17 protein-coding genes are annotated in these 14,009 nt (G+C 43.1%); 10 read left to right on the top strand and 7 right to left on the bottom strand.

Going from position 1 to position 14,009, the window contains the following annotated elements; all coding sequences use genetic code 11:
- Window positions 1-64: 64 nt before the first annotated feature.
- Both BLT07_RS16955 and BLT07_RS16950 read left to right on the top strand, forming a co-directional pair.
- A complete protein-coding gene (locus BLT07_RS16955) occupies window positions 65-325 on the top strand; it encodes a hypothetical protein (protein WP_091872157.1) in 261 nt (86 codons plus the stop codon).
- A gap of 68 nt (window positions 326-393) precedes the next feature.
- Entirely contained in the window at window positions 394-1,074 is a 681-nt protein-coding gene (locus BLT07_RS16950; RefSeq protein ID WP_091872154.1) for an SDR family NAD(P)-dependent oxidoreductase, read from the top strand.
- On the opposite strand, the gene BLT07_RS21760 is transcribed toward BLT07_RS16950, so the two are convergent.
- On the bottom strand, window positions 1,071-1,343 hold the full coding sequence (locus BLT07_RS21760; RefSeq protein WP_091872150.1) for a HepT-like ribonuclease domain-containing protein: 273 nt from the start codon (window positions 1,341-1,343) through the stop codon (window positions 1,071-1,073). The two genes, BLT07_RS16950 and BLT07_RS21760, sit on opposite strands and share 4 nt — an antisense overlap.
- A 316-nt stretch (window positions 1,344-1,659) precedes the next feature.
- Between BLT07_RS21760 and BLT07_RS16940 the strand changes: the two genes are divergently transcribed.
- From BLT07_RS16940 to BLT07_RS16930, 3 genes are read left to right on the top strand one after another with little or no spacing between them, the layout of a single operon-like run.
- Window positions 1,660-2,259, top strand: coding sequence for a SprT-like domain-containing protein (locus BLT07_RS16940; protein WP_091872147.1), 600 nt, complete (start codon window positions 1,660-1,662; stop codon window positions 2,257-2,259).
- Between the two features lie 11 nt (window positions 2,260-2,270).
- Window positions 2,271-3,359 carry a mannose-1-phosphate guanylyltransferase gene (locus BLT07_RS16935; RefSeq protein ID WP_091872322.1) on the top strand — a complete coding sequence of 363 codons (1,089 nt, stop codon included), beginning with the start codon at window positions 2,271-2,273 and terminating at the stop codon, window positions 3,357-3,359.
- A gap of 16 nt (window positions 3,360-3,375) precedes the next feature.
- Complete coding sequence (locus tag BLT07_RS16930) at window positions 3,376-4,836, top strand: DUF389 domain-containing protein (RefSeq protein ID WP_091872142.1); 1,461 nt, start codon at window positions 3,376-3,378, stop codon at window positions 4,834-4,836.
- Between the two features lie 99 nt (window positions 4,837-4,935).
- On the opposite strand, the gene BLT07_RS16925 is transcribed toward BLT07_RS16930, so the two are convergent.
- On the bottom strand, window positions 4,936-5,703 hold the full coding sequence (locus BLT07_RS16925) for an ABC transporter ATP-binding protein (protein ID WP_091872138.1): 768 nt from the start codon (window positions 5,701-5,703) through the stop codon (window positions 4,936-4,938).
- Window positions 5,703-6,440, bottom strand: a complete 738-nt coding sequence (locus tag BLT07_RS16920) for an MlaE family ABC transporter permease (RefSeq protein ID WP_091872135.1) — start codon at window positions 6,438-6,440, stop codon at window positions 5,703-5,705. The genes BLT07_RS16925 and BLT07_RS16920 overlap by 1 nt, the downstream gene beginning before the upstream one ends.
- 129 nt (window positions 6,441-6,569) lie before the next feature.
- Between BLT07_RS16920 and pafA the strand changes: the two genes are divergently transcribed.
- The 3 genes from pafA to BLT07_RS16905 all read left to right on the top strand — a co-directional run bounded on the left by pafA (window position 6,570) and on the right by BLT07_RS16905 (window position 9,686).
- The gene (gene pafA, locus BLT07_RS16915; RefSeq protein WP_091872132.1) at window positions 6,570-8,246 is read left to right on the top strand and encodes an alkaline phosphatase PafA; all 1,677 of its coding nucleotides are present in this window, start codon (window positions 6,570-6,572) and stop codon (window positions 8,244-8,246) included.
- The gene (gene murI / locus BLT07_RS16910; protein ID WP_091872129.1) at window positions 8,243-9,031 is read left to right on the top strand and encodes a glutamate racemase; all 789 of its coding nucleotides are present in this window, start codon (window positions 8,243-8,245) and stop codon (window positions 9,029-9,031) included. The genes pafA and murI overlap by 4 nt, the downstream gene beginning before the upstream one ends.
- 67 nt (window positions 9,032-9,098) lie before the next feature.
- Complete coding sequence (locus tag BLT07_RS16905; protein WP_091872126.1) at window positions 9,099-9,686, top strand: DUF4202 domain-containing protein; 588 nt, start codon at window positions 9,099-9,101, stop codon at window positions 9,684-9,686.
- A 207-nt stretch (window positions 9,687-9,893) separates the two neighbouring features.
- On the opposite strand, the gene BLT07_RS16900 is transcribed toward BLT07_RS16905, so the two are convergent.
- On the bottom strand, window positions 9,894-10,391 hold the full coding sequence (locus BLT07_RS16900) for a dihydrofolate reductase (RefSeq protein ID WP_091872124.1): 498 nt from the start codon (window positions 10,389-10,391) through the stop codon (window positions 9,894-9,896).
- A 52-nt stretch (window positions 10,392-10,443) separates the two neighbouring features.
- On the bottom strand, window positions 10,444-10,842 hold the full coding sequence (locus BLT07_RS16895; protein WP_091872121.1) for a 2TM domain-containing protein: 399 nt from the start codon (window positions 10,840-10,842) through the stop codon (window positions 10,444-10,446).
- A 99-nt stretch (window positions 10,843-10,941) separates the two neighbouring features.
- Here BLT07_RS16895 and BLT07_RS16890 point away from each other — a divergent pair, with 99 nt between their 5' ends.
- Together BLT07_RS16890 and BLT07_RS16885 are read left to right on the top strand one after the other, a co-directional pair.
- A complete protein-coding gene (locus BLT07_RS16890) occupies window positions 10,942-12,030 on the top strand; it encodes an aminotransferase class V-fold PLP-dependent enzyme (protein WP_091872116.1) in 1,089 nt (362 codons plus the stop codon).
- Between the two features lie 174 nt (window positions 12,031-12,204).
- Window positions 12,205-12,504, top strand: coding sequence for an isoamylase early set domain-containing protein (locus BLT07_RS16885; protein ID WP_091872113.1), 300 nt, complete (start codon window positions 12,205-12,207; stop codon window positions 12,502-12,504).
- A gap of 96 nt (window positions 12,505-12,600) precedes the next feature.
- Here the strand turns inward: BLT07_RS16885 and BLT07_RS16880 are convergent, their stop codons facing one another.
- A complete protein-coding gene (locus BLT07_RS16880; RefSeq protein WP_091872110.1) occupies window positions 12,601-12,882 on the bottom strand; it encodes a DUF427 domain-containing protein in 282 nt (93 codons plus the stop codon).
- A 51-nt stretch (window positions 12,883-12,933) separates the two neighbouring features.
- Window positions 12,934-13,914 (bottom strand): L-histidine N(alpha)-methyltransferase, encoded by a 981-nt coding sequence (locus BLT07_RS16875; protein ID WP_091872107.1) that lies wholly within the window; start codon window positions 13,912-13,914, stop codon window positions 12,934-12,936.
- Window positions 13,915-14,009 lie beyond the last annotated feature (95 nt).

Raw genomic sequence — 14,009 nt, 5'->3', positions numbered from 1 at the left:
TTTTTTATGAGTACTTTGTTGCGAAATGGTTCAAAACAATTTATGAATATCCAAATAATCTAAAATGATAAAGAGAATCCTTTGCTTGATAGTATTGTCGGTCATGGCCTACGGTTGTGGATCAACTAAACTTGAAGAATCGGTTATTTTGAAACGTAAAGAGCCGGTAGGAGCTAACTATATCCCTGAAAAACTCTATAAAAAGCCCAGTGATATAGAGGGAATCGATTCTATTGTCGGTTCCAAAAAGAACCCGTTTCGTAATGGAACGAGAGAACTACCAATTGAGCTAGGGTCCAAAAACGATTCCGTTTACAAACCGTAAAAAAGTCGGTGCCATTAGGATTATGGAGGGCATTGTTAATGCGGCTTTAAATAAATTAAGTACACTTAATGGCAAACGTTATAATTACAGGTACCAGCAGGGGCATCGGCTTAGAACTGGCACAACTTTTTGCGGATGATGGCCACGAGGTTTTGGCACTCTCCCGAAATGATTCCCCGATATCCAAGTTGAATCATAAGCATATTTCGTCGTTCCCATTTGATATCACACAATCGGAGGATTTGAAAAAGATGAACGATTTTGTAACTGAAAACTGGGAATCCGTCGACATCCTGATCAACAATGCTGGGAAGCTTTTGAACAAACACTTTTTAGATACTTCTGCCCAAGAATTCGAGCAGGTATATAAGGTCAATGTTTTCGGCGTGGCCGCGGTTACCAAAGCAATTCTCCCGAAAATGACCAAAAACGGACATGTGCTGACCATTAGCTCCATGGGCGGGGTACAGGGCAGTATGAAATTCCCCGGACTTTCAGCATATAGTTCAAGCAAAGCGGCGGTCATTACCCTGACCGAACTTTGGGCGGAGGAATTTAAGGAAACCGGCCCATCATTCAATGTTTTGGCCCTGGGTGCCGTGCAGACCGAAATGCTCGAAGAAGCCTTTCCCGGTTATACGGCGCGGAATTCAGCCTTTGAAATGGCCGAATATATTATGGAGTTCGCCTTGACCGGACAGCGATTTTACAACGGGAAGTTGTTGCCGGTTTCTAATAGTACGCCTTAATTTAGCCCCTGTAAAGAAATACTTATATTTATTGAACAATATGTTGCATTTTTTTTTAATTCGGGTATTCTGGATTGGACTGTTTTCCAAACTATTTGATAGTCTATTCCAAAATATTCATGTGCTAAAACATTACGGAAACTTTTAATTATTGCCCATTCAACATCTGGAAATCGCTTTACGGTATTTGTACTTATCGACCCAATAGCTTCTCCGATTATTTCCAACAATCTGATAAAGCCAACCTTAGTTTTAAGTCTGCCATAAATTCTTCATCATAACAGTAACGATACGAAATAGTCTCTTATTAAAGTCATGACCTTTTATTGACATACGAAAAACGGTATTTTTGTTTTATGGCATTTCAAATTCCATAGCTAAGAGCATTTTTTAAAACAATGCAAACTGACAAAGAGGAGTTTGAGGTTCTGGCTATAAATTAAATCGGTTGCTTATCGGTTTACGGAACCTATTTAATTTGACGCCATGGTTCTCAAAATACTGGTTTTCAGGAAGTAGGGTTTTTAAACATGCTCGAAACCTCAAAATCCAGAATAGCAGTGGTTATACCGATGAAGAATTAAAATGGACAAAATCCTACTAAAATACCTCCCAGAAAGAGCGGTAGCCCCGTGTTCAGGCCTTATCAAACAGAACAACGTCCACCTAAAGATCGTCAACGAACGGGTGACCCGACATGGCGATTATCGGCGTATGCCCAGCGGAGCCCATCAGATTACCGTGAACACGAACTTGAACAAATATAGGTTTCTGATTACCTTGGTGCACGAAATCGCACATCTGGTCGCTTTTGAAAAATTTGGGCGTCGTATCAAGCCCCATGGACGGGAGTGGAAACAGACGTTTCAATATATGATGGTTCCTTTTATCCGGCCCGAAATATTCCCTTTACAGTTGTTGCCACTTTTGGCCAATCATTTCCGAAATCCGAAGGCCAGCAGTAGCACCGATGCTAAACTATCTATAGCTTTGAAGGCTTTCGATCGAGGAGAAAATGATATTACCTATGTTTTTGAGGTGCCGAGCGGTAGTGTTTTCCGTATTTATAATGGTAAGATTTTTAAGAAGGGCAACCGGCGGGTCAAGCGTTACGAATGTGTTGAGGTGGCGACCGGTAGAATGTACCTCTTTCAGCCCAATGCCGAGGTGGAAGTGATAAATTAATGATAAAGAAAATGAAAAATAACTATTACGCGGTTTTAATGGCCGGAGGGGTCGGATCTCGATTCTGGCCAGTAAGTACATCCTCTTATCCCAAGCAGTTTCACGATATGTTAGGTACGGGCGTTACTTTGATACAGAAGACTTTCAAGCGATTGAATACATTCGTTCCGACCGAAAACATTCTCATCTTGACCAATGAACGCTACAACGATTTGGTACTTGAACAATTGCCCGAGGTACAGCAAGATCAGGTGGTGTTAGAACCGGCCATGCGCAATACGGCGCCCTGTATTCTGTACGCCGCATTGAAAATCCAGAAAATGAACCCTAACGCGGTGATGATTGTTGCGCCTAGTGATCATTGGATCGAAGATGAAGAGGCCTTTGCCAAAGACGTTACCACCTGTTTCGAACAGTGTGAAAACGAAGAGGTACTCTGTACATTGGGCATAAAACCTTCGTTTCCCAATACGGGTTTCGGGTATATCGAATACGAGAAAGATCGCGCCCCGAAACGTTCAGGACTCAAGAAAGTCCGACAGTTCCGTGAAAAACCGGATTATGAAACGGCAAAGAAATTCTTGGCCCAAGGTAATTTTTTATGGAATGCCGGTATTTTTATATGGGGAGTGAATACTATCGTCAATACGTTTAAGAAGTATCAGCCTTCGCAATACGCCTTGTTTGAATCAGGTGTTTCTTCCTACAATACATCGAAAGAATCTACGTTTATTGAAGAGAATTATCCGAAGGCGGAAAACGTATCCATTGATTACGCCATTTTGGAACGTTCGAAATCGATCTATGTGCTTCCGGCTACCTTTGATTGGAACGATTTGGGCACTTGGGGCTCGTTGTACGATAAATTGGATAAGGACGAAAGTAACCATGCCGTAGTAAACGCCAAAGTCATTTCGGAGGATGCGTCAGGCAATATGATCCGTTCCCCAAAGAATAAGATAGTGGTAATCGATGGCCTTAAGGATTATATCATCGTTGATAATGAAGACGTGCTTTTGATCTATCCCAAATCAAAGGAGCAGGATATCAAAAAGGTGCTGAACAAGGTAAAGGAGGCATTCGGGGATAGTTACACTTAAATTAGCTGTTTAAAACATGAGCGAAAATCTGAACCAGGATAATATCACCCCGACCGAAGATCCTACCGGCAGCAAGGAAGAGGTCAAGAAGGATTTTAAGGGACTTCTGGAAAGTACCAAAGTATTTCTACACGAACTCCTGGATATTCGCCCCAATACGGATCAAGAAGCCACCAAAGAAGCCATTGTAGCCGATATTCCTTTCAGGGGCCATACCTCATGGATCTTGATATGCTCGATATTCATTGCTTCCATCGGTCTCAACGCCAATTCAACGGCGGTGGTCATCGGTGCGATGTTGATTTCCCCGCTTATGGGTCCGATTTTAGGCTTGGGCATGTCCTTGGCCATCAATGATGTCGATACCTTGCGCCGCTCGCTGAAAAACTTTGCCATTATGGTCGTGCTGAGCGTGCTGACCGCCTATTTGTTTTTTGTGGTATTCCCCATCCGCGACGAATCCTCGGAATTATTGGCCCGCACCGCTCCGGATATTCGGGATGTGCTTATCGCTTTTTTTGGCGGCTTGGCCCTGGTCATCGCCCGGGCCAAAAAAGGTACGATTGCCAGTGTTATTTTCGGGGTTGCTATCGCCACGGCATTGATGCCGCCCCTGTGTACGGTAGGCTTTGGTATTGCCATCGGTAATTGGGATTACGCCTGGGGAGCTCTGTATCTGTTCACAATCAATACGATTTTTATTGCCCTGGCCACATTTCTGGTTATTAAGCTGTTGCGTTTTCCAATGGTTCGGTATGCCAATTCACAGAAACGGAGAACGACGGCCCGAATCGCGTCGGCTATAGCGGTGCTGGTCATGATACCTGCAGGGATTACGTTTTTCAAAGCCCTTAAAGCGTCGAGTTTCAGTAATCAGGCACAGCAGTTTATCAATCAAAAAGTAGCACCATACCAATTTTCGGAAGGGGGCCGTTTTATGAATAATTTCACCGATATTCACTACAACCACGGTGTCGATTCGTACATAGAACTTGTTTTTATGGGAGATGAGGTCATTCCCGATAACATTATCGCTACTTGGGAAAAACAAAAAAATGAGGAATTTCCAAAATTGAGGGACGCCAAGTTACATATTGTTCAGGGTTCTAAAAATGAACAGATCGATCAATTGCGGTATGTAAACGAGCTTTACGAATCGCAAAAGAACCAGATTATGGGCAAGGATGATAAAATTGTTTTTTTGGAAACGGAATTGACACGCCTAAAAAAGTCCGTTTCCAAACAGATTCCGTTCCGTGATGTAAGTGCGGAAGCCAAAGTAAACTATGAGGATTTGGTCTCATTGGAGTACGCTAATGCGCTCATTACAGATTTTAAAAAAGTGGACACAGTATCCATTTTTCAGGTCCAGTGGGCTGAAGGCTTAGGAGCCGGGAGAATATCCGCTGAAAACAAAAAGCTGCATCAGTGGCTGAAGATTCGATTGAAGGATAGTACGGTGCAACTTCGGGAATAGCTTCCGATACAACAGTTTCTTAGGAGTTTCTAGGGTAGGAAGTTCACCTTTCATTTGGAATTTAGTGCTTGGAATTTAGTACTTGGGATTCCCCATCCTCTAATTCCGCTCCTCGACATACATTTGCCGAACCTTTTCGAAGAGTTCGGATGAGTACACAAAACTGGTAACGGCCTCGTTATCGGTCTTGAAGATTTCGTGCTTCGTGCCTTCCCATTCTTTTATACCATCCTTTAGAAAAATAATTTTTTCCCCGATTTCCATGACCGAATTCATATCGTGGGTATTGATGACGGTCGTAATATCGTATTCCTCGGTGATTTCTTGGATCAGGTTGTCGATAAGGGTGGCTGTTTTAGGATCCAATCCCGAATTGGGCTCATCACAAAAAAGGTATTTTGGGTTCATGACTATGGCCCTTGCAATTGCGACCCGCTTTTGCATACCCCCGGATATTTCCGAGGGAAACCTATCGTAGGCTTCCGTAAGGTTGACGCGTTTCAGTACGAAATCGACCCTATCCTGTTTCTCCGATTTTGATTTTTTGGTGAACATATCCAACGGAAACCTTACATTGCCTTCCACGGTCATAGAATCAAACAGTGCACTTCCCTGAAAGACCATACCCATTTCTTGACGTAGGTCGCGGCGCTCATCCCCTGAAAGATTGGAATAATCCCTGCCATCGTAGGAAATACTGCCTTGTTCAGGGCTAAAAAGTCCGAGTAGGCATTTCAGAAAAACGGTCTTTCCCGAACCACTTTGCCCGATGATAAGATTGGTCTTTCCTTTTTTGAAAGTCGTGCTGATACCCTTTAATACTTGCGTATCACCAAAAGATTTGTGTATGTCGTTTACTTCGATCATTATCCCAGTAAAAGTTGAGTGAGTATATAGTTCATGATGATGATGACGACGCTCGTCCAAACAAAGGCAGTCGTACTGGCCTTGCCCACTTCCAAGGCCCCGCCTTTCATGTAAAAGCCGTGATAAGAGGGCACCGTAGCCAAGACCCAGGCAAAAACCAAGGTTTTGACAAATGCGTAGAACACCTGATAGGGAATAAAATCGATTTGTAGACCTTCGGTAAACTCGGCGCTGGTGAGAAATCCGCCGAAAACACCGGCAATCCAACCGCCCAAGATACCCACGTACATAGAAATCGCTATCGCAAATGGATACAACAACATGGCAACGATTTTTGGAAAAACTAGATAATTAAGGGCATTTACGCCCATGACTTCAAGGGCATCGATTTGCTCCGTGACCCGCATGGTGCCAATGCTAGAGGTAATATACGAACCCACTTTACCGGCCATGATAATGGAAACAAAGGTCGGCGAAAATTCCAGGATGAGGGATTGACGGGTAGTGAAACCGATGAGATATTTGGGAATGATAGGGTTGGTCAAATTTAGGGCCGTTTGTATGGTCACCACCGCCCCGATAAAAAAGGAAATAAAGATAATAATACCCAGCGAGCCGAACATAAGCTCATCGATTTCCTTTAAGATCAGCGATTTCATGATCCGCCATTTGACCGGTTTTTTAAATACCTCCTTTACCATAATGGCATAGCTGCCGATCGATGCTAGATAGCTCATGTAGATAGGTTTCTTGGCGTAAAAATAGCAATAAGCAATCGATTTGACCGACTGCCAGCCTATTTTTAAGGAAGAATTTATTTACATTTGTTGCTTGCAGAAAACTATATCTCCAAAAACAAATCCACTATGACCAGAAGAGTTCTTATCCTTTGTTTAACGGTTGCTTCAATCGTTTTTTCTACTTCTCAAGGTTTCGGGCAACAAAAATCAAAAGCGGCCGACGACCATCTAAGGACAAATCCTAAATTGGTAGTGGGTATTATTGTCGACCAAATGCGCTACGATTATATTACCCGGTTTTATCACCGGTTCGGCGATGATGGTTTTAAACGTTTGGTCGATAAAGGATTCAATTGCAAGAACAACCACTATAATTATGCGCCAACCACCACTGGGCCTGGACACACTTCAGTATACACAGGTACTACCCCGGCAACCCACGGGGTCATTGCCAATGATTGGTACGACAAGACCACTGGTGAAGATGTTTACTGCGCAGGTGATGACCGCTATGAATCGGTCGGAACGGATTCCGATGCCGGTAAAATGTCACCGCACCGGAATACTGTTACTACCATCACCGACCAATTGCGTTTGGCCACCCAAATGCGGGGCAAGACCATCTCCGTTGCCATGAAAGATAGGGGGGCTGTGATGCCAGGCGGGCATACCGCCAACGCAGCATACTGGTTTCAGGGTAAAAATGAAGGCAAGTTCATTACTAGCTCCTACTACATGTCAAAGCTACCGAAATGGGTCGATGACTTCAATGTCTCGGCGGCGTCAAAATATAAAAAACCTTGGACGACTTTGAAGCCCATAGATTCCTATTTGGAAAGCGGTAGCGATAAAAATAACTACGAAGGCCTCTTTGATGGAGAAAACACTTCGGAATTTCCCCATGACCTGCCCAAATTATGGGATGCCAACGGGCAATTCGATATGATAAAGGCGACGCCCTTTGGGAACAGTTTGACTGCCGATTTTGCTATTGCCGCATTGGATGGGGAAAAGTTGGGTGCCGATGATATTCCCGATTTTCTGGCCGTCAGCTTTTCGAGTACCGATTACGTAGGGCATAAATACGGGGTAAACTCAAAGGAGGTACAGGATGTCTATATGAGATTGGATGAAGACCTCGCTAGATTGTTCAAGGCGCTGGACAAAAAAGTTGGCCAAGGTGAATACACCGTTTTTCTGACCGCCGATCACGCTGGGATGGATAATGCAGCGTATCTGAAGGACTCGAAAATTCCCGCAGGGAATGTAAAATGGAACGATAACAAGCCGAAATTCGATGAATTTCTAAAATACACTTTCGGAACGACCGACGTGGTCAAGGTCTTTTCTAACTATCAATTTTTCTTGGATCAAGAGGTGGTAAAGAATCTCGATATGTCCGCTAAGGAGGTTCAAGAGGCTATTGCCAATGAGGTGTTGACCTATGATGGTGTCGAGCATGTGTATACGGCCTACCAAATGTGGCAGAACGAATACACCCACGGAATTCCCCATTTGATACAGAATGGATATCATCAGAAGCGATCGGGCGATGTCATCGTTGTTCTAAAACCAGATTATGTATCCTATGGCAGTACCGGTTCGACCCATGGTTCTCCCTACAGTTACGACACCCACACTCCACTTTTATTTTATGGCATGGGCATTCAAAAGGGCAGTACCGTTGCGCGTACAGAAATTCCGGATATAGCCGCCACCATCGCGGCCTTACTGGGCATTGAATTTCCCAGCGGTGAAACGGGGAATCCTATTATCGAGGTTTTAGAGCCCTCACATAAATGAACAACGATCCTATAGGCATTTTTGATTCCGGCGTCGGGGGCACATCCATTTGGAAGGAAATCCAAAAACTGATGCCGAACGAGGATACCCTATATTTGGCGGACAGTAAAAATGCACCTTACGGGGAAAAATCGGCAGGGGAAATACTTCAGCTGAGCATTAAAAATACCGAATATCTGTTGGATGAAGGCTGCAAAACTATTGTGGTGGCCTGCAATACCGCCACCACCAATGCAATCAATTATCTACGCGAAAATTATCGGGTGCCCTTTATAGGGATTGAACCGGCCATCAAACCGGCAGCTTTGCAATCAAGATCGAAAACGGTGGGCATTTTGGCCACCAAAGGCACATTATCGAGCCAACTTTTTCATAGCACAGCTGAAATGCACGCCAAAGGCATCAAGATTATGGAACGGGAGGGAGTAGGACTTGTACCACTAATTGAACAGGGGAAAACCGACTCGAAAGAGATGCTGAATTTGCTACAAACCTATATCAGGCCCATGCTAGATGATGGTATCGATTACTTGGTATTGGGCTGTACGCATTACCCGTATTTGGTGCCCGTTTTAAAAGAACTGCTTCCGGCTAACGTTCAGATTATCGATTCCGGGGAGGCCGTGGCGAAGCAGACAAAAGCGGTTTTAGCGAAAAATGATTTGATAAACCCTTCCCAAATTCCGGGACGGCATCGGTTTTATACAAACGTGGAGCCAGATGTTTTAATAGATTTCCTCAAAGACAACGAGGCTTTCTACTCCGTACAGCAAAGGGATTTTTAGGGTATACGATTGATTGAAGAAAGGCCACAAATTAAGGCACTAAGATTTTAGCCCAAAAATAGGTTACATGGCTACCACTGACAAATTGTTACAGGCTTTTCAAAGGTTCGACGATGCAAATGCGAAAGATCCCAATACTGAAATATATATGGGCAATACCTACCCAAAGGAAGCATTGTACGCCATCCGCATGACTGAAAAACTGAACGATTTTGCACCCGATGCTTCGGAGGCCTTGCAATTGACCGCACGTTGCCAGCATATCTGTCGGTGGGAAATCCCCAGACATTCCTATGATATGAATAGGGTGGGTTATTTGAAATGGCGTCAAGATCTTAAAAAGTTTCACGTGCAAAAAGCGTCCGAAATATTGGAAGATATCTGCTATTCCCAAGAAACTATAGACAAGGTGGGCTTCCTATTACAAAAGAAAGCACTTAAGAAAAATGAGGATACCCAGACCTTGGAGGATGTGATCTGCCTCGTGTTTCTTGAACATTATTTCGAGCCTTTTACTGGGGAACATTCCGAGGACAAGATTATCGACATCCTTCGTAAAACTTGGCGAAAAATGTCCGAAAAGGGACATCAGGCTGCAATGGGGCTGCCGCTATCCAAAAAATCACTTGCTATAGTTTCTAAAGCGGTCAGTTGAACCGTTTATTTTAAGTATTAGTCAAACTTTATACCCGAATTCGACCTCCCGGTCGGCAATGTCCGCTTTTTTATCAACTCCGATCCGCGGATTGAAAATTTATCTTAACCTGTTCTTGCCCCCCTCAGCTTTTAAAATGGCAATATCACCTTCCCTTAGATTCAAAAAGGAGGCGCAAGTGAAGACGCAAAATATAATTAGGGAGAATTATTTTTTCAGATAGGTCAGATACGAAAAAGCATAGGTATGATGGTCATCTTCAGGATGGTACTGCTCTTCAATGAGTTCCCAGTCCGCTTCATCGATTTCCGGGAAAAAGGTATCCGCTCCTTCAAAAGTGTAATGAATTCGGGTCAGCTCGATTTTATTGGCGAATTTTTCGCCCTGTTTGTAGATTTCCCCACCACCGATAATAAACGACAGCGCATCGGTTTTGACGAGGTCTAAGGCATCTTCCAAAGAATGTACTACAATGCAATCTTCGAAATCAACGGTATATTCGGTATCCCTTGTAACGATAATATGGGTACGGTCTGGCAGCGGTTTGTCAAAGCCGTCGAAGGTTTTGCGGCCCATAATAATTTGGTGCCCCAATGTTAATTTTTTAAAACGCTTGAAATCATCCGGTAGGTGCCAAGGTAGGTTTCCGTCTTTGGCGAGGGCATTGTTTTCGCCTGCAGCGGCTATCATACAAATGGTATTCATGCTTTGATTTCTTTTAGGTTCTTTTTTCTCGGTGCTGAGGAACGCATTTCACTTAAAACTTTTTTGGCTCGATTCCCTTATTGATTTTCGCCAGTGGAAAATCCGTCTCGATTTCCTTTTGCATTTCGGCGATGCGACGTTTTTGCTTTCTGACCAGTTTTTCGCGTTGGCTTCGTTCCCAAGCCTGTCCCATGAATTTTTGGGTCACGAAAACGTTGATGGTATGAATCATAAACAAAAAGGCCCAAAGGGTAATGGCCCAAATAAACCAATCGTAGGTCGCCCAATAATTGAGGATTTTATTGATAAAGACCATAAAGACGCTCCCGATCAAAAAGATAATAAAGTGAATGTAGAGCGTTTTTTTCTGTTTGATACGGGTTTGTGCGTGTTCGAGCAGTTCGTGCTGTTCGAGGTCAAGTTCGCTCATGTTTTTATTTTTCGTGAACATGCTAAGTAGTACCTTTAAATCGTCGGAATATTGGAATACCGACCTGAGAAATAACTCATTTACAAAGATAAGGCAATTGCCCAATACCCGATCAATGCTATGGAAAATACTCGAAAACACTTTCCCGTACTCAGCCACTCTATTTACGCCAATACCGCCTCGGCCGGACTTTTGAACGATGATTTGATGGAATGGCGGCAAGAGCACGATCTTGATTATTTGATCGGTGGTAGCACCATGCAAACAAAGGCGAGATATACCGAAATCCCAAAAATCAGAAAAACTGTGGCGAAATTCTTTGGGGGCAAACCTGAAAATACGGCCTTGGTACCCAATTTTTCGCTGGGCCTCAATATGCTGCTCGAGGGCATGGAGGGTGATGAAAAGGTGTTGCTGGTGAAAAACGATTATCCCTCGGTCAATTGGCCTTTTGAATATCGGGATTTCAAAATTGCTTATGTGGCGTTGGATGCCAATTTGGAAGAGAACATCCTCCAAAAAATAAAATCGGATAAAATTTCGGTGCTCGCCTTAAGTTTGGTGCAGTGGGTCAATGGTATCAAAATCGATATGGATTTCCTGAAATCCCTGAAAAAGGAGTATCCCGATTTGATAATCATCGCCGATGGCACCCAGTTCTGTGGTACGACGGATTTTAATTTTGAAGCTTCGGGAATCGACGTACTAGGCGCCAGTGGTTATAAATGGTTGTTGGGCGGATACGGTAACGGTTTTTTTCTTTTTAAGGATGGGATAAAAAATAGATTCTCATCACAAACCATGGGTTTCAACGCAGCCGATACGGATATAAAGGCTCGAGATGACGTTCGTTTTGCGATGCATTTCGAACCCGGCCACTTGGATACCCTGAACTTTGGAAGCCTAAAGTTTTCCCTGGATTATTTGGAATCTATTGGAAAGACGTCCATCGAAAATCACTTAAAAAAATTATCCTCGAAAGCAAAAAAGGAATTTACCGAACTCCAACTTTTAGAGGATGCCGTAGTCGCCAGAAAATCGCACAGTACCATTTTTAATATCAAGGGCGATGAGACGCTATTTCAAAAATTAAAGGATAATAATGTGGTCTGTTCGCAGCGAGGTGACGGAATTCGGTTCAGTTTTCACTTTTATAACACTGAAAAAGACATAGATACCATTATGCAACTCTTAAAAACAGGCATATAGATTTTCCATAAAGTTAAAATTCCATGCTGCTTTGCTAAAGGAAAGCCAATAAGCACGAAATAAAGTACGAAAATGATAAATCTATCTTAATCGTTGGCAATGAGTAGTTTAATCCCTTATTTTTGCGCCGAATTTTAATGTGTAACTAATTAGTAATCCAAAAATAAATAAAAAATGGCAATTTCAAAACAGTATCTCAAAACAAAACCGGTTTGCAAAGTAACTTTCACCGTATCAGCCGATGAAGCAAAAAAAGTAGCCGTTGTTGGTGATTTCAACAACTGGAAAGCGAACAAGGCCAGTGCCTTGAAAAAATTGAAGAACGGAAACTTCAAGGGCACTCTTGAACTTCCAAAAGAAAACACATACGAGTTCAAATACGTCATCGATGGCAACTACGTAAACGAGCCAGAAGCCGATCGTTACCAATGGAACGATTTCGCCGGTGCCGAAAACGCTGTATTGGAGCTATAGTCTTCAGCGAACAAAAAATAAAAGCCGGAACGTTCAGAACGTTGCGGCTTTTTTTATGACGTCATCGCAAGCGGCCCAAGTAAATTTAACGACAGTTTACTTCTGAACGGTCACTCCTTTCCAAAACGCAATATGACCTTTAATTTCTTTCGCCGCCGCTTTAGGTTCCGGATAATACCAAGCCGCATCCTCGTTTTTCTTTCCGTCGACTTCCAAAGTGTAGTATGAGGCCTTTCCTTTCCAAGGGCAGGTTGTGTGCTTGTCGCTTGATTTAAAATATTCTTTTTTGATACTGTCCGCCGGAAAATAATGGTTGTTTTCGACGACTACGGTCGCGTCGCTCTCGGCGATAAGGGTATTGTTCCAAGTTGCTTTCATACTAAAAAAGTTTATGAGTTTAGAAAAAGTAATTTACTGCTACTACTACCGCTACTGCTTTTTCTTCCGCCTGAAGACATAATTCTTATACTGACCCTTGGCATCACCGAATTCGGTCACGATTTTGAGACCGGCCCTATCGGCCAGCCATTTAATCGTTCGGTCATCGTATTTTTGGGAAATCTCGGTATGTATAGTTTCCCAAGCTTCAAAATTCACTTGCAAATCAAGTTTTTCCAAGGTCACAGTGTGGCCTTCCATAGCGACCAAATAGCTTTTGGCAGTGCCTGATTCAGGATTATACACTTCCCAGTGGCGGAATTTATCCAGATTAAAATTACCGTCAAGTTCCCGATTTATTCGCGTAAGCACATTTTTGTTGAACGTGGCCGTGATGCCCTTCGGGTCGTTATAGGCATCCAAAATGATCTGCGGATTTTTCTTCATATCGAAGCCTACTAAAAGTAGGTCTTCCTTCTGCATTACTTCCTGAATATTTCTTAAAAACTCCATAGCCTGCGGATGCAGCAAATTCCCGATGTTCGAGCCTAAAAATAGGATGACTTTCTTAGTCCCATTCTCCGCGTTAATGGCTGATAAGGTCTCGAAATAGGTGCCTTGTCGAGTTTCAACGAGTACTTGCGGCAATTCGTTCCGTAAAGATTTTTCAAGCCCATCAAGCGCATTTTGACTGATATCGATGGGCTGGTACTTAAAATCAAAATTGTTCTCGGATAAATATTTTAGGAGGATTTTAGTCTTCATACCATCGCCCGCGCCCAATTCCGTTAATTTAAACGATGCGTTTCCTTGGGCAAAAAGTTGTGCGATTTCCTCGGTATTTTCGGATAGGATTTCGAACTCCCGATCCGTAAGATAATACTCCGGCATGTCCATAATGTCCTGAAACAGTTTGTCACCGGTCGCGTCATAAAAATATTGGGAGGACAAATGCTTCGGATAATCCGTCAGGCCTTTGTAAACGTCTTTTTCGAATTGTGTTTCTAAGGCGGGGGCAATAAGTTCTTGCATACGAATACTAGGTTTATGAATTGTAGGTGGTACTTAATTGGGTTACCATGTTGTGAAATCGATGTGCTATCAGGTATATTCACCCTGATTTTAAA

The sequence above is a fragment of the Pricia antarctica genome (genome assembly GCF_900101815.1).
In the GTDB taxonomy this organism is placed as follows: Bacteria; Bacteroidota; Bacteroidia; order Flavobacteriales; family Flavobacteriaceae; genus Pricia; species Pricia antarctica.
This window is presented reverse-complemented; position numbering and strand designations above follow the sequence as displayed.

Excerpts from the sequence above, each read along its gene's own strand:
- BLT07_RS16955 (WP_091872157.1), top strand. The coding sequence starts at position 65 with ATGATAAAGAGAATCCTTTGCTTGATAGTATTGTCGGTCATGGCCTAC.
- BLT07_RS16950 (WP_091872154.1), top strand. The coding sequence starts at position 394 with ATGGCAAACGTTATAATTACAGGTACCAGCAGGGGCATCGGCTTAGAA.
- BLT07_RS16940 (WP_091872147.1), top strand. The coding sequence starts at position 1,660 with ATGGACAAAATCCTACTAAAATACCTCCCAGAAAGAGCGGTAGCCCCG.
- BLT07_RS16935 (WP_091872322.1), top strand. The coding sequence starts at position 2,271 with ATGAAAAATAACTATTACGCGGTTTTAATGGCCGGAGGGGTCGGATCT.
- BLT07_RS16930 (WP_091872142.1), top strand. The coding sequence starts at position 3,376 with ATGAGCGAAAATCTGAACCAGGATAATATCACCCCGACCGAAGATCCT.
- BLT07_RS16925 (WP_091872138.1), bottom strand. The coding sequence starts at position 5,703 with ATGATCGAAGTAAACGACATACACAAATCTTTTGGTGATACGCAAGTA.
- BLT07_RS16920 (WP_091872135.1), bottom strand. The coding sequence starts at position 6,440 with ATGAGCTATCTAGCATCGATCGGCAGCTATGCCATTATGGTAAAGGAG.
- pafA (WP_091872132.1), top strand. The coding sequence starts at position 6,570 with ATGACCAGAAGAGTTCTTATCCTTTGTTTAACGGTTGCTTCAATCGTT.
- murI (WP_091872129.1), top strand. The coding sequence starts at position 8,243 with ATGAACAACGATCCTATAGGCATTTTTGATTCCGGCGTCGGGGGCACA.
- BLT07_RS16905 (WP_091872126.1), top strand. The coding sequence starts at position 9,099 with ATGGCTACCACTGACAAATTGTTACAGGCTTTTCAAAGGTTCGACGAT.
- BLT07_RS16900 (WP_091872124.1), bottom strand. The coding sequence starts at position 10,391 with ATGAATACCATTTGTATGATAGCCGCTGCAGGCGAAAACAATGCCCTC.
- BLT07_RS16895 (WP_091872121.1), bottom strand. The coding sequence starts at position 10,842 with ATGTTCACGAAAAATAAAAACATGAGCGAACTTGACCTCGAACAGCAC.
- BLT07_RS16890 (WP_091872116.1), top strand. The coding sequence starts at position 10,942 with ATGGAAAATACTCGAAAACACTTTCCCGTACTCAGCCACTCTATTTAC.
- BLT07_RS16885 (WP_091872113.1), top strand. The coding sequence starts at position 12,205 with ATGGCAATTTCAAAACAGTATCTCAAAACAAAACCGGTTTGCAAAGTA.
- BLT07_RS16880 (WP_091872110.1), bottom strand. The coding sequence starts at position 12,882 with ATGAAAGCAACTTGGAACAATACCCTTATCGCCGAGAGCGACGCGACC.
- BLT07_RS16875 (WP_091872107.1), bottom strand. The coding sequence starts at position 13,914 with ATGCAAGAACTTATTGCCCCCGCCTTAGAAACACAATTCGAAAAAGAC.